This is a genomic window from Moorena sp. SIO1G6, from assembly GCF_010672795.1.
Lineage (GTDB): Bacteria > Cyanobacteriota > Cyanobacteriia > Cyanobacteriales > Coleofasciculaceae > Moorena > Moorena producens.
In genome coordinates, this window is record NZ_JAAHFZ010000052.1 from 1 (window position 1) to 14,796 (window position 14,796).

Here is a 14,796-nt window from a genome sequence, read left to right on the forward strand (position 1 = left end):
TGTCGCTCGGATTTCACGAGGGTTGGTATTTCACCAACATGGTTATCAAGTTGTCAAGGTTCTGTTACCTTGCGGCTAATCCCCCATACCTTTTATTAGGTAAGGTTTCTAGCCAACGAGTCGCACGAATTTTTTTATACCAAGGACGTTGCTTCTTTAGCACAGGAAGAGCTGAGCTTTGAATCTCGTAAGCATTACGCCTAGGATTTTTCTGGCTCTTTTTCCATGGATAGCCAACAGAGCTCGATTTGCTTACCGAACAAGTAAGCGGGCACGCTTCTCCATCACTCCTGAGATCGCAGAAATTCCCCAGTTTTGGAGATCTGGCTTGCTCATAGGAATCATTCCTGTCTCTCAACAAATAATTATATTGAGCTAACAACATGTCTAGCCATTCAACCATGGTGGCTTTTTGCTGAGGACTAGGCTTGAGTTTGTAGACATAACCCAGTTGCATAGAATCGACCTCTTGGCTGTGCTATCTTAATTATATATTACCTAAATTAAGATGACAATAAAATGGTAAAACAAAAATCTAGAATAGTAGGACGTCCCTGTCTTTATGAGGAACCAAAAACAACACACACCATCAAGGCAACAAATACAGCTTGGAACGGATTAAAGCAGTTAGCAGCTAAAGCAGACTTGAGTTTGTCTGAGTATCTAGAATCACTTGGGAGAACCGGTGTATTACCTGGTTGATAAATTGTAGCTTACGCCATTTGAGAAGGAAAATTCATCCCGGAGACAAAACCTTAGGATAGTGGAGCCTTAATCAAAAAGTTTTAACCAAAGGTGCGCTTTCCGTTCGCCGTAGGCGACGCTTTCGGCAAAGCCGACGCTGCGCTTTCCGTAGGCGAATTTAATTCGCCTACGGAAAACGCACCATTACGGTCTTGGGGCTTTCCCCCATGAGCAACTGCATCAAGACAATGATCTTGCTCAGGATCGAAGAATTTATAGACTTTGATATCTTCATTTGCTAGCTTAACCAGACTATGCTTTTCCAATATTTCCTGAATCATAAGACGATACTGAATTAACTTATCCACTGCAAAATTACCTCCTGATTTGGATCATATAGCAATAGGTGTATTTGAGATTCTTGAATCGTTTTTTGTGCGAAAGCTTGAGATGAATGCTGCGTAAGTATTCAGCCGTCAGCCGTCAGCCGTCAGCAGTGAACTTATTTTATTCAAAAGCACCTCGAGTAGCACCATCTGTAGCGCATAAAATGTTGGCCTAGCCTGACCTACGGCCAATAGCTGATAGCTGATAGCTGATAGCTGATAGCTGATAGCTGATAGCTGAATGCTTACAATGCTGCTGGCTAACGTTTTCCTACAAAGCCAGGTTGAAAATCTGCTGTGCGGATAACTTGAACTGGGGAAAAGTCGGGGAAACAATGGGAGTATTTCCCGTAAAGGGCGTCATCTGATATTCGTCGTCAACCAAACTACAAACAAAAAATGTGGGTTGCTTGGGGTTGCCGATAAACTTTCTCGCCCCCAATGCGGCATAATCTATAATCCAATATTCTTCGATCCCCATCTCTTCTCTTCGAGACGCTACGCGAACATAATCTCTAAGTTTATTGTAGTAATCGTCACGCCAATTAGTTGAAACAACCTCGACGATTAATTTGACGGAATCAGGATTTTGAATAATTGATTCGCTTTCCCACCGAGATTCCGCCCCCATAACGTCTTGGTTCAAAACGATGATGTCCGGTTCATAACCTGAGTTTTCCCGTTTTGGTTTAACAATTGACTCTCTAGGAATAGTCCAAATGCCTCCTTTGCCTATCTGCCTGATAACTATCAATAGTTGCTCGATCAGGGAACCAGTTAGATTTGAATGTTTCCCCTTTGGCTTGGGCATTTCGATAATTACTCCATCATATAGTTCGTACCGGACTTCTGAGTTTTCGGGATACCAGCTGATAAATTCATCAAAGCTGTATAATTTGGCTTCGGCTTTGGCTTGACTCATATATCGTTCTTCTTGAAGCTGAAATCTCTGGTGACAAAATGACACCATTCTGTTATAGTGAAAGAAAGTGAGGAATAAATTCAGATGGCAAGTACCACCCCTAATGATACTCGCGTGACAGCTAGGCTTCCTGCATCGGTCAAAGATACTTTACAAAAGGCTGCGGATTTAACGGGGGCAACCTTAAATCAATTTATGGTTCAGGCTCAGGTTAAAGAAGCCCAAAAAGTGATTAATACAGAACAGGTGATTCACTTATCACCCCAAGATGCGGATAGAATTTTTAGTCTGATTGAAAATCCGCCTGCCCCTAATAAGCATTTACAAGAAGCTATCCAACGTCATCAGGCTTTTTTCAGTGAAAAAGATTGAAATTATCGCTTATTATGAGCGATACGGATTTGAAGGAACTAAAAATCATCCATTATTGTTGTTTTTACCTTTATCTAGTTTAGATAGTGCTTGAGAAGCTAAATCTCAAAAATAGAACTTTCCAGAAGATCGATAACTGCTGAAACCGCTGTTTGCACCGCTCCTTGAACTGAAGCATGATTAATTGCCAAGTGTTCCCCTGCAAAGAAAACACGAGGATTATCTACTGGATAAGCTTGACCGAGTAATGGTTGATATTTCTCCCGATCCCCTGGAGCAAAATAGGCATAAGAACCAGAACCAGACTGATTATCTTCATCCCAGATACTATGAATACTATCATCAGTATATTGTTTAATCTCAGGATGCAGTTGGGAAACTTCCTCTAAGGTTAAATCAGTTTTAGCTGTTTCCTCTAAAATCCTAAATTTACTGGAATTATCTTCCCAGCGATAAGCAGCAGTTAAAACTGATGGCTGATAAGAAATATCCTTATCTTTAGCAATAAAGTGAGGTTGAGAAAGCTTTGTTGAGTCTAATTGAGCATTATCAGAAGGATACCAACACTTTTCTATATTTAAATCCGTAAAGCTACCACCCCCATAGACATGATCGGCAAATTCCCAAGGACGAGCGGTACAGTGTAATAGAGTTTTACTGGCACTGTAATACCCCAAATTGTTAATCGCTTGCCGTTGTTGATTGGGTAAACTAGGGTCAAAATCAATCTGAGCGAGAGCAGTAGCAGGAATAGTACAGATAATATAGTCAAATTCTGCCATTTGTTGCTTATCCAGCTTATTCCAGACCAGCCGAACCCCTCTATCGGTCATTTCTATAGTTGTTACTCTGGCTTCAGTCTGGATTATGCCCGATATGCTTTTAACCAAAGCCTTAATTAACGTTTCCAGTCCTCCGATTAGTTCATATTGCTCTACTCGATGCCAAGCAAAGAAATCAATTAAACCATTTAACAGAGAGACTTTGTCGTAATGAATTGCTCCAGTAGCATGACCGAGTAACTCAAAAGCATCGGCAGAAAGATGACTGCGAAAATAGTCGGTAACCGTTAGGGTATCCCATTTTCTAACTTGGTCACTGGTAAAAGTGGGCGCAAATAACTCCCATTTCTCTTTTTCAGTCAAAGAATCGATTAATTCTTCCAATAACTGGTCGTAAATTACCCCAGGGTCTTGTTGCTCATCAGGGGTTAAATTGTAAACAGCAAACAACTCTTGGTAATTATCTAAACGAGTTTTATTACCCCGTAGATAATAAAAAGCGGCGGGATTGTAATTAATAAAAGGTCTTTTTGGTAAATTAAATTTATCGATATAGTGTAAAGTGCAGCCATGACTAGTAGGAATTCGCATTGCGCCTAATTCCCCATAAGTGCCATCACTAAAATAATGAGTCTTAATTCTTCCTCCGAGGCGAGAATCAGCTTCTAATACAGTAACTTGATGGTTGAGTTGACTCAGTTCGTAAGCACTTACGAGTCCTGCAATTCCTCCACCGATAATCCCAATTCGTTTACGAGTACCACCCTGATCGTAGGGACTAAGGGAACCAGGATGACGATACAGGCGCTCAAAGGAAAAAGGTCGCTCTAACTCTTGTGTATGACGGTAAGGGTTAAACATCGAGGGTTATTCTAAATTAGCTCTTAAAGTGATTCTCCCTCAAAAATGCGTTCGCGTAGCGTGACCTACGGTCAATCGCTTTTAGCGTGGCCTACGGCCAATCCCGTAGCGGCTCTTTAACAACCGAATAAATTAAATATGGCAATTATAATAACGATTATCGAAAATTATTATCCTTTTAATGCAAAAGGCAAAAGGCAATATAAAAGAGGGTTTTCAGGTAATAAGCGTCAAAAAAGACTGTACCTAATAAGTGCTATAAATGCCCTTAGTTCTTAGTTAATCCTTAATCCTTAATCCTTCGTTCATCCTTTTTTTGACTTCGATGGCATTTTAAGTGAGCGTGAACCCCCCTTAGCATTGTCTTTCTTACCATTGTCTTTCTTACCATTGTCTTTCTTGCCAGAGTTTTGGGGTTTGACAGGAGCATTGAGTTGCTGACGTCCGTTGCGAATTACTCTAAGCATGTCACTGAGGTGCTGCTCAATATTGTAGAGCACTCCGTCAGCGTAGGCATCTGCCCCATTTTGAATTTCCTCACACTCCGCTAGGGTCATTTGGCGCATTTGCTCCAGTTCCTGCTGGGCTTTGCGGCGCATCTGCTCAAGCTCCGATGCCGTTTGCTTGTGCATCGCCTCACACTCTTTTTGAACTTGTTGGCTGATTTGTTGGGCTTCGTGTTCTGCTTGCTGAATAATACCTAGTTCATCTAATATCATTTCAGCACGCCGCTGAGCTGTCTCAATGATTTCTTGAGCATACTGTTCAGCTTGCTGGATAATTGCATCGTGTTCTTCAATTATTCTAGTAGCTTGTTGAAAAGCTAAGGGCAAATTTTCCCGCACCAAGTCGAGTTGAGCTAGCAACAGTTCTTCATCAATCAGGGTGCGCCGGGTAAAGGGGATGTGGGGGCTATCGAAGATTATGTCCTCGATATAGTTAAATTGCCCCTGAATATCTATGTCTCCTGATCCAGGATTAAAGGATTCAGTAGGGTTTGGGGGTTTGTTTTGCTCGGGTGGGTCGTACCGGGATGATTCTTGGCGTAACATCGGTATATATCTAAGGCAACCTGTTGGGGGACAAGATGATCGACGGAGCCGCCAAATTTGGCAATCTCTTTGACTACGCTACTACTCAAGAAACTATATTCGTTAGAGGTGGCGAGAAAAACCGTTTCGATTTCATCCCAGAGGGTATGATTGGTATGAGCCATCTGGAGTTCCTTCTCAAAGTCAGAAAGCACCCTTAACCCTCGCAAAAGTACTTGAGCTTTCTTCAGTTTGGCATATTCCACAGTTAAACCAGTAAAACTGTCCACTTCAACATTAGGTAAGTCTTGGGTGCAAAGTTTAATCTGCTCGACTCGCTCAAGCACTGTAAACAAGGGAGATTTATTTGGATTGCGCAGCACCGTGACAATCACCTTATCAAAGAGTCTACAGCCACGCTGGATGATGTCAAGGTGTCCTAGGGTAATGGGATCGAAGCTGCCTGGATAGATTGCAATCACGACGCAAGTATTACCAATTGGTTCAAGGAGTGATTATATAGGTTGTTTAATGGCCATGACATACTCAACTAATAGTTAAGCAATGAGTTGTTAACTCATTGGTGATTAGTCCCTAGTCATTAGTTATTGGTGATTAGTTTTTTTTGATATAGTATATAGCATTTTAATTCCAGCCCCACACTGTCCCCCCTCCGTCCCCCCATCAATTCCATCTGTTAACCCATTTATATCTTTTAACCCATCCGTTGCGCCATCTGCCTATTGCCCATGCTACGCTGATCAGCAATGTGTTCACTACGCACACTCTGTGTGACCACCCGGTTAACCTCAACCGATGAAACGCCTATGGTACACATCAAGCGAGTGGAACTCTCGCGGTTCAAATCCTTCGGCGGCACTACAAAAATCCCCCTCCTGGAAGGATTTACCGTAATTTCTGGGCCAAACGGGTCAGGCAAATCCAACATCCTTGATGCTCTTCTATTTTGTCTTGGTATCGCCAGTTCCAAAGGAATGCGAGCTGAACGCCTTCCTGATTTAGTTAACCACAATAAAGAACATCGAGGCACTGTCGAAGCGAGTGTCACAGTTACCTTTGACTTATCTGACTTCAATAACTACGACGAGTTACAGGTTAGCAAGTTGGACGAACCGTTACAGGTTAGCAAGTTGGACGAACCGTTACAGGTTAGCAAGTTGGACGAACCGTTACAGGTTAGCAAGTTACAGGTTGTTCGCGAAGCGTGGCCTTTTGGCCAAGGTTCAGAAAATAACCTTCAACCCAATAACCTTCAACCCAATAACCTTCAACCCAATAACCTTCAACCCAATAACCTTCAACCAGATAACCTTCAACCCAATAACCTTCAACCCAATAACCTTCAACCCAATAACCTTCAACCAGATAACCTTCAACCCAATAACCTTCAACCCAATAACCTTCAACCCAATAACCTTCAACCCAATAACCTTCAACCCAATAACCTTCAACCCAATAACCTTCAACCAGATAACCTTCAACCCAATAACCTTCAACCAAATAACCTTCAACCAGATAACCTTCAACCCAATAACCTTCAACCAGATAACCTTCAACCCAATAACCTTCAACCCAATAACCTTCAACCGTCAACTGATCTAGAATGGAGTGTGACCCGACGGCTGCGAGTCACTAAACAAGGTAATTACAGTTCCCAGTACTACATCAATGGTGAACCCTCTACTGTTACTAAACTTCATGAACAACTCAACCGCCTGCGGGTTTACCCAGAAGGCTACAATGTTGTCCAGCAAGGAGACGTCACTAGCATTATTTCAATGAAATCCCGAGAAAGGCGGGAGATTATTGACGAATTAGCTGGAGTTGCTGCCTTTGACCGCAAAATTACCCAAACTAAACAAACCCTTGCCACTGTCAAAGAGCGAGAAGAACGCTGCCGAATTATTGAACAAGAACTGACGGCTCAACGCGATCGCTTAGCTGCTGACCGTGCTAAAGCTGAGAAATATCAAAAACTCCGTGCTGAACTCCAACAAAAGCAACAGTGGGAAATTGTTCTAAAATGGCGATTGCTCCAGAAGCAAGTATCCCAACTCCAACAGCAAATTGATGCTGATAATACAAAAAAAGCCCAGCTTATTGCTCAGATTACTAGCATTGAGGAACAAATCAACCAAACTACCACTGAACTTGACCAACTCAATGCTCGGGTCAAAGCCTTAGGAGAAGAAGAGCAAATTGCGATCGCATCCACCCTTGCCACTCAACAAGCCGAACAACGTCAATTACAAACCCGACAGCAGGAACTAACTGAGAACCTACAAAATGCTGCTGTCAATCTCCAACATACACAACAGACAATTCAACAAGTCGAGCAAACCCTGCAACAGTTGATCGCAGAAAAAACTGATCTAGAGATATTGTCTAAAACCTCCTTACAAGTGGCAAGGGATGAGGCCCAAGCTGCTCTCAACCAAAGCCGAGAACAAGCCAATGCGATCGCAGCCGCTAGTGATGCCTGGGTACAACAACAAACCACCCTCACCAAGCAGATCGATACCCTACTCAAAACCATCAACCCCCAACGCACCGAGCAAGCTCAACTCCAAGAGCGTCAGAATCAGCTAAATCGGCAAATCGAAGAGCAAACCCAGCAACTGCAAACCTTAGAACCAGAAATCGCCACCAAGCAAACCCAAGCTTTGGGATTAGACACCCAATTAAGCACTTATTCCCAACAAGTCCAGTCTCTCGCCCAATCCCTAGGGAATACCGAACAACAACTACAAATCCAACAACAAACCCAAACTCGCCTGGTCGGGGAACAACGGCAAAAACAACGGCAACTCGATAAACTAGAAGCCCAAGCCCAAGCTCAACAAGAAGCCCAAGGGACTTATGCTACTAAAGTTATCCTAGAAAGTAGCATAGTGGGGGTTTGTGGATTAGTCGCCCAATTGGGTAGAGTTGAACCCCGCTATCAGCTAGCCCTAGAAATTGCTGCTGGCGCACGCCTCGGGAATTTAGTGGTAGAAGATGATAGTGTCGCAGCGGCTGGGATCGAACTCCTCAAACAAAAACGCGCTGGCAGAGCTACCTTCTTACCTCTGACCAAAATCCAACCTAGGCAATTTAGCGAAACGGTTGTGCTACGGTATGCTAAGGGCTTTGTTGACTACGCCATTAGGCTAATTGATTGCGACCCCCGTTACCAAAAAGTCTTTGCCTATATATTTGGGTCTACAGTAGTCTTTGAAACTCTCAATGATGCCCGTACCTACTTGGGTAAACACCGCATCGTTACCCTAGATGGTGAAATCTTGGAAATAAGCGGTGCCATGACTGGTGGTAGCATCAGTCACCGTTCGGGATTGCACTTTGGGACCAGTGACAGTATGGAGTCTGCTGAAATCCGTAGCTTACGAACCCGATTAGCGGAAATTGAACAGATTTTACACCATTGCGAGGCATTGATTACTACCGAATCTGCCTCGGTCAAACAAATTACCCAGGAATTGACAGAAACTAGGGCAAAACACTCGGAAACCAAATTACGTTTGGAACAGTTACAAAGGGAGATTGAGCAATCTCAGACCAATCAAGCCCAAATGCGATCGCATCTGGGTAAAAACAACCAAGAACTCTCAGCCGCTACTCAACGACTAGAAAAAATAGCGATAGAGTTACCCCAACAAGAATCCCAACTTGCCGACTTACGGCAACAACTCGCTCAACTCGAGGAGTCTCAAACTCATAACGAGTGGCAAGAGATTCAGAACACCATTAAAACCCAAGAAGCTCAGTTGCGTGAGTGTGAACAAGCCTTGAGAAATACCGAGAAACAGCTACAACACAAGGAGAATCAGCAGCAGCGCCTCAGGGATAAACTTACCGAAGGCCACCGCCAAATAACAGACTATCAAACCCAAATCGAATCTTGGCAACAGCAGCAATCAGCAATTAACACTCAGTTAGAGACACTCACCGAGCAAATTACCCAAACTACAGTTGCCTTACGCCAGTTAGAGGAGAAATTGGGGCAAGAGAAACAAAAACGCGATCGCACCGAGCAACACCTACAGAGACTGCGCCAACAACACCAAGAAACCTCTTGGCAACAGCAAAAACTCCAAGAAACCCAGTCTGCTAGAGCAGAAAAACTTGCTAGTCTCCAAACTCAACTCCAAGACCAAGCTGCTGAATTACCAGACCCAATACCAGAAATACCTCAAATTGTCAAAAAAAATTCCCCCTCTAGTGATAAAAAAAGCTCAGAGGTAATTACCTTGGACTCCCTAGCTGCTCAACTAGAACAACTACAAAAGGAACTGCGCAACGGACAGAAACGTCTACAGGCTATGGAACCCGTGAATATGCTGGCCTTAGAAGAATATGACCGAACTCAAACTCGCCTCCAGGAACTGTCTGAGAAACTGGAAACCATAGCTGGTGAACGGACTGAACTGTTGCTAAGGATAGAAAACTTTACCACCTTGAGATACCGTGCTTTCAAAGAAGCCTTTGATGCAGTCAATGAAAATTTTCAAGCCATCTTTGCTGAACTGTCCGATGGGGATGGTTATTTACAACTCGATGATCCAGAGGACCCCTTTAGCGGTGGACTCAACCTGGTGGCGCACCCCAAAGGTAAACCGGTGCGGCGGCTAGCATCTATGTCAGGAGGAGAAAAATCCCTCACAGCCCTTAGCTTTATCTTTGCCCTACAACGTTACCGCCCCTCGCCATTTTATGCTTTTGATGAAGTCGATATGTTTTTGGACGGGGCAAATGTCCAGCGATTAGCTAAAATGATCAAACAACAGGCTAAACTTGCGCAATTTATTGTAGTAAGCTTACGCCGTCCTATGATTGAGTCTGCTCAACGCACCATTGGTGTTACCCAAGCCAGGGGAGCATACACTCAAGTATTGGGTTTAAAACTATCACCCAAAAGTACGGTTAACTAGATAAAATCCCATTCATCAAATCCATTATTATTGTAAGCATTCAGCCCAAGGCTCATCAGCTATAAGCCGTTCATGATTGATTTTGGAGAGAACCGACCCACGAACCCCTCGTCCGAAGGGCGTCCTGTACGAAAAAAAAACCGATGTTCAGAAGTTGTATATAACCTCTGTAGTCTGTTGATCAACCTAAGGGTTGCATAACCAATGCTGAAAGCTGAAAGCTGATAGCTGAATGCTCAGGTATTAATGCTCAGGTATTAATGCTCAGGTATTATTTATTTTTAATCCATCAGGAGTATAGCTCAGGAAAAGCGAGATATAATGACAACGGAACAAATTCGTCCACGCTCCGATATCTTAAATACTCAGGTAATTACCCGTGACAATGGTAAGCGCCTCGGAGTCGTCAAGGAACTGTTGGTAGATATAGACAGACGGCAGGTTGTGGCACTGGGTCTGCGAGATAACCTCCTGGCAGTAGCCGGTATGCCAAAGTACATGCTCCTGAGCAGCATTCGGCAATTTGGTGATGTCATCCTGGTAGATGATCAAGACGTTATCGAAGATATTGATGTCGATGCCTATAGTACCCTGATTAACAGCGAAGTGATCACCGAAACCGGTGAACTCTTAGGTCGGGTTAGAGGCTTCAAGTTCAATGTTGAAGATGGCACCGTTTCCGCCCTAATCATTGCATCAATAGGGTTACCCCAAATACCCGACCAGGTGATTAGTACTTATGAGCTACCCATTGATGAAATTGTCAGCAGTGGTCCAGACCGATTAATTGTATTTGAGGAAGCTCAAGAGCATCTGGTCCAGTTAACCGTCGGGGTCTTAGAACGTATGGGGATTGGCAGACCCCCTTGGGAAAAGGACACAGAAGACCCCTACTATACCCCAACGGCTAGACCAGAAAATCAACTGGGAACGGGGATTCCAATACGTACTCCTATCTCTCAGACAGTAGAGAATGCCAACCGAGCCCAAGATGCCTGGGATGACGATTGGCAAGAGCCAGAACTAGAGCCGATCAGACGAGAAGCACCAGTCCCGAAGAAGTATGTCGAAGCCAGATTAGAAGAAGATAACTGGAGCGATGAACGGGAAGAGTCCCCTCAGCCAGTGCGCTACGAGCAGCCAGTCTATAGCTCACCTGAGCCTTCCTATGGTAAAACCAACACCCAGGACTATGACAAGTACGAAGTGGAGGGTGATGCCTGGGATGATGACCGCTCCCCAGAGCCTTACAAAGCACCGCGAGTCAATATTCCTGAGAAAAAGAAAGCTCCAGAATACGAAGAAGAGGCTGGTTACTAGAGGACGCACAAGTCGAAAGCCCCGCGTTTTTAAACCGGGTCAGAAGTTACCGCAAGAATAGGGCAGCCTTTACGATTGGTCGGCTATGAGCAAAAGGGTTAAAACTTTATAATTAAGGCTGCCCTATTCTAAGGTTTCGTCTCCGGGATGAAGACTCGCAGCGACTTTAGTCGCCAAAAGGTTGACGATACGTTAGCGCCATAGTAAAATCTAAATATGGGTACAGGCTGAAAAACCGAGGCACAACCGGGTCAGAGACCCGCAATTGTTTGACCTTAAAGTAGTAATGCCCGGAGGGCAGGGAAAATCCTCCTTAAAAACCCAATCATCAACTACCAATTGGTGTGTGAACCCAGCAAGATCACAACTTCAGAAAATAATGGTACGGCGGGGCACGCCGAAACCAAGTGAAACAGAGGAGCAACGGACTCTATAAGGCACTTCTCAAAAAAGTAGCTAAACGCCTAAGGAGACTAGCCCGCTGGGTCTTTCGTGAACTGAACTAAGATTTTAGTCTTGACGGGATTTCGGTTTAGATATTGCCATTTGGACACGGAGGTTTAAGGCCGGTCGTAGATCTAGGAATCCCCGTCTTTTTAAAGCGGGGAGTGTCAATAATTAATGACCATAGTTGAGGGTTGTTTGTTGAGGGTTGTTTGTTGAGGGTTGTTTGTTGACTGTTCATGCTTAATCGTAGATTTGAGCACCCAGTGGATAACTCGTTGACGGTCAACCCTGGCCTTTCGGCCACGCGATCGCTGAAAGCGGGACTTCGTCCATCGCGTTCAACCCTGGCCTTTCGGCCACGCTACGCGAACAACTCGCTTCAATTCAAAATTATCAATTCAAAATTAAAAAATACCCCACGAATGAATTCGGGGGCTTGTATCCGTTGAAACAATTAAAAATTAGAAAGCTATTCATTTTGAATTTTGAATTTTTCATTTTGAATTCAAAAATGGTCAGTCGATACAGGCAAAGGTAGTTGTTGTTAGAAAATAGGTCTATCCTTGATCAATAAAGAACTAGAGAATTCCGATTTGGCTTTTGTTTCAGGATTTTGACAGAAGAGGGATATAGCGTTTCTCCTAGTTATGAGGTACAGTCAATTTTCGCAACCCCTACTCCCTACTCCCTACTCCCTACTCCCTACTCCCTACTCATTTCTTGGTTAACACAAACAAACTCCCCTGATTCCCCCGTCCAATGCGCAGGTCATCATCAAGATAGGTGATCTCTAACCAACCCTGTTGATTGTCCCTATTGATGGGAAAGTCAATAGCTGGAAACCTTTTGCCAGCTTCGATTTGCTCAATGAAATCATTGGCAGAGCTATAACTCAGGAAGCTTTGTAGACCAATGATAGACCTCTCGAAGCTAACATTAACCCGGCATTGAGATACTGGCTCGAAACTAGCACAAACACTGACAACACCTTCGAGATAAGGAATACCAGATAATTCAGCTATGTTGTAAATTTTAGTATCTGAAGTACGAACACATTGGTAGATTTGACCCAGTTGTACCAAGGGAAATCCGTCAAGATTCAAAAGTTCTTGACTCGTAGTATATAGCAGACGCCAGTTACCATCTAGCAAGTCTTGCGCCTCAAGGGGTCGAGGGGTAGGGTTTCTCCCTTCCAGTTGAGTAACTGCTGCGAGTATTGCTGTTTTATCGGTTTTGCTTGCTAATAGACCACGATTCTTTCCTGCGATCGCTTCTAAGAGTTCCGCCTTGCCAATCATAATATTTCCTCTAGCTGACTGCTAGACTCAAAGTTAAAGGTTTTCACCTCGTCCATATTAGCTGAAGAAGTCTATGTACAATCCTGCTCTACGTGAAATACATCGTGATCAACTCGCTGAGGTTATTCCCCTTAAGCAAGAAACTTCCCTTTTAGATTGGTTAGAGTCTAATAATCGCCTGATCCCACGGGAGAATTTAGAGGAAGAAAATCCCCTAGGTGATGACGTAGAAATCTCTGAACTGATGGGGGTAGAGGACAGTAACTACGAGGAGGAAGAAGAAAATTTGGGTTAACACTAACTAGTTTTTCGTAAGCATTCAGCTGTCAGCTATCAGCTAATGCGCTACAGATGGTACTACTTGAGGTGCTAGCAGGCGATTTAACTGCACGGGGTCGGATGAGTAAAACGAGCAGGGATTTTCAAGCAGCCGTACCAGCACCCCCTATGCTTGTTTACTACCTCCCGTTGATTAGCATGATACCATTAGGCTGATAGCTGAATGCTTACAGTTTTACCCAATATTTTTAGCCCAATTGCAATCAGAAATGATTCAGAATGAGACCGTTGCTGAATCATTTCTGAAATCCTAAAAATCTAGGTAGCAGGAAACCCCGCGTCTTTAGACCGGGTCAGAAGTTACCGTAAGAAGAGTGGAGCCTTATTTCATGAGTTTTAACCCTTCAATGCAACCGCCTGTCGCCTATAAAGGCTCCACTCTTCTGAGGTTTCGTCTCCGGGAGGAATGCTCCACAGTGGCTAAAGCCACTTAGGGTTCAACCATGGTGAGGGTCGGTAATATATCTCTGGATAGTTTCAGTGCTGACTTTTCCCGCTGTCGAAAAAAAGTAGGGCAGTTCCTGTAGGGTGGGCAGTGCTTGAAACAGATACATTTGCTGGCAAAGGGCAAAAAAGGTAAGCACTGCCCACCCTACGATTAATCTTGAAAGCAGTTCCTGTAGGGTGGGCAGTGCTTGAAACAGATACATTTGCTGGCAAAGGGCAAAGGTAAGCACTGCCCACCCTACGATTAATCTTGAAAGGCTTTTCCGGTTCTATCCCTTTGAGTTGACAAAGCTCTAGGTAATCATCCACTGCTTCGTGAAAACTGGCGCGAAGAGATTCAACATCCTGACCTTCATAACTGATTAGCCTACGAATATACTCTACTTTCCCGTATAAAATCTCATCTTGGTCGTTGTAATTGACTGAGCCAAGGTATTCCTTGTATTTCACCAAGTTATTCATTTATTTAAAATGTAAACATAGATCTTGTCGGGTGGGCAAATGGGCATCATCGCTGATGAAATTATCAAATTCTCAAAATTTGCCCACCCTACCCCTACCTGATACATCTTGATACCAAGTTGCGGTCAAACGTACAACTTTATCTTCCCCCAATCTCCCTATCTCCCAATCTCCCTATCTCCCAATATCCCTATCTCCTTATCCAACCAATCTACTATCTTTGAATGCAACTCGGTATGAGTCACAATCTCGGTACATTCATCCCAAAAACTCACCCATGAGCGTACAAACCAATGTATAGCAGAAGTCAGAAGTCAGAAGTCAGAAGTCAAACTCTTGCGCTTCTTGATGCAGTCGCTCATGGGGGAAACCCCCAAGACCGCGCTGCATCGCTTACTTAGGTTTGAGACTTTTCTCATGTCCTAACTGCCCTGGCGACTGCTATAAAAACTGGACGGTGCGCGCCTCCAAGGCCGTGAGGGATTGCTCACGGCCT

At 43.9% G+C, this 14,796-nt stretch carries 13 protein-coding genes and 2 pseudogenes; 5 read left to right on the forward strand and 10 right to left on the reverse strand.

Annotated elements, in window-relative coordinates; all coding sequences use genetic code 11:
* Positions 1-64: 64 nt before the first annotated feature.
* Entirely contained in the window at positions 65-457 is a 393-nt protein-coding gene (locus tag F6K63_RS29175; RefSeq protein ID WP_287313887.1) for a helix-turn-helix domain-containing protein, read from the reverse strand.
* 62 nt (positions 458-519) lie between these two features.
* Between F6K63_RS29175 and F6K63_RS29180 the strand changes: the two genes are divergently transcribed.
* Complete coding sequence (locus F6K63_RS29180) at positions 520-702, forward strand: hypothetical protein (RefSeq protein ID WP_071106270.1); 183 nt, start codon at positions 520-522, stop codon at positions 700-702.
* An 83-nt stretch (positions 703-785) separates the two neighbouring features.
* On the opposite strand, the gene F6K63_RS29185 is transcribed toward F6K63_RS29180, so the two are convergent.
* Complete coding sequence (locus F6K63_RS29185; RefSeq protein WP_271968897.1) at positions 786-1,052, reverse strand: hypothetical protein; 267 nt, start codon at positions 1,050-1,052, stop codon at positions 786-788.
* 289 nt (positions 1,053-1,341) lie between these two features.
* On the reverse strand, positions 1,342-1,992 hold the full coding sequence (locus F6K63_RS29190) for a Uma2 family endonuclease (RefSeq protein WP_071106268.1): 651 nt from the start codon (positions 1,990-1,992) through the stop codon (positions 1,342-1,344).
* 84 nt (positions 1,993-2,076) lie between these two features.
* On the opposite strand from F6K63_RS29190, the gene F6K63_RS29195 reads away from it, so the two are divergent.
* Entirely contained in the window at positions 2,077-2,364 is a 288-nt protein-coding gene (locus F6K63_RS29195) for a type II toxin-antitoxin system TacA family antitoxin (protein ID WP_287313891.1), read from the forward strand.
* 98 nt (positions 2,365-2,462) lie between these two features.
* Here the strand turns inward: F6K63_RS29195 and F6K63_RS29200 are convergent, their stop codons facing one another.
* The 4 genes from F6K63_RS29200 to F6K63_RS29215 form a co-directional block, all read right to left on the reverse strand.
* On the reverse strand, positions 2,463-4,007 hold the full coding sequence (locus tag F6K63_RS29200) for a flavin monoamine oxidase family protein (RefSeq protein ID WP_287313893.1): 1,545 nt from the start codon (positions 4,005-4,007) through the stop codon (positions 2,463-2,465).
* Positions 4,008-4,312: 305 nt separating this feature from the next.
* On the reverse strand, positions 4,313-5,059 hold the full coding sequence (locus F6K63_RS29205; RefSeq protein ID WP_287313895.1) for a F0F1 ATP synthase subunit B: 747 nt from the start codon (positions 5,057-5,059) through the stop codon (positions 4,313-4,315).
* Positions 4,966-5,520 (reverse strand): pantetheine-phosphate adenylyltransferase, encoded by a 555-nt coding sequence (coaD, locus tag F6K63_RS29210; protein ID WP_287313897.1) that lies wholly within the window; start codon positions 5,518-5,520, stop codon positions 4,966-4,968. Before coaD ends, F6K63_RS29205 begins: the two co-directional genes overlap by 94 nt.
* Positions 5,521-5,753: 233 nt before the next feature.
* Complete coding sequence (locus F6K63_RS29215; protein WP_287313916.1) at positions 5,754-5,987, reverse strand: hypothetical protein; 234 nt, start codon at positions 5,985-5,987, stop codon at positions 5,754-5,756.
* Between F6K63_RS29215 and smc the strand changes: the two genes are divergently transcribed.
* Both smc and F6K63_RS29225 read left to right on the forward strand, forming a co-directional pair.
* Positions 5,884-9,987: a chromosome segregation protein SMC gene (smc, locus tag F6K63_RS29220; protein ID WP_287313914.1), complete on the forward strand. Its 4,104-nt coding sequence runs from the start codon at positions 5,884-5,886 to the stop codon at positions 9,985-9,987. The two genes, F6K63_RS29215 and smc, sit on opposite strands and share 104 nt — an antisense overlap.
* Before the next feature lie 321 nt (positions 9,988-10,308).
* Entirely contained in the window at positions 10,309-11,307 is a 999-nt protein-coding gene (locus tag F6K63_RS29225; RefSeq protein WP_071106263.1) for a PRC-barrel domain-containing protein, read from the forward strand.
* A gap of 1,160 nt (positions 11,308-12,467) precedes the next feature.
* Here the strand turns inward: F6K63_RS29225 and F6K63_RS29230 are convergent.
* Positions 12,468-13,052 carry a PAP/fibrillin family protein gene (locus F6K63_RS29230; protein WP_008188169.1) on the reverse strand — a complete coding sequence of 195 codons (585 nt, stop codon included), beginning with the start codon at positions 13,050-13,052 and terminating at the stop codon, positions 12,468-12,470.
* A 73-nt stretch (positions 13,053-13,125) separates the two neighbouring features.
* On the opposite strand from F6K63_RS29230, the gene F6K63_RS29235 reads away from it, so the two are divergent.
* A complete protein-coding gene (locus F6K63_RS29235) occupies positions 13,126-13,347 on the forward strand; it encodes a DUF3134 domain-containing protein (RefSeq protein ID WP_008188170.1) in 222 nt (73 codons plus the stop codon).
* Positions 13,348-13,828: 481 nt separating this feature from the next.
* Here the strand turns inward: F6K63_RS29235 and F6K63_RS38075 are convergent.
* Positions 13,829-13,942: pseudogene (locus F6K63_RS38075) on the reverse strand (IS200/IS605 family transposase); the annotation flags it as partial.
* Between the two features lie 124 nt (positions 13,943-14,066).
* Positions 14,067-14,300 (reverse strand): annotated as a pseudogene (locus F6K63_RS38080) (type II toxin-antitoxin system HicB family antitoxin); the annotation flags it as partial.
* Positions 14,301-14,796: the final 496 nt, after the last annotated feature.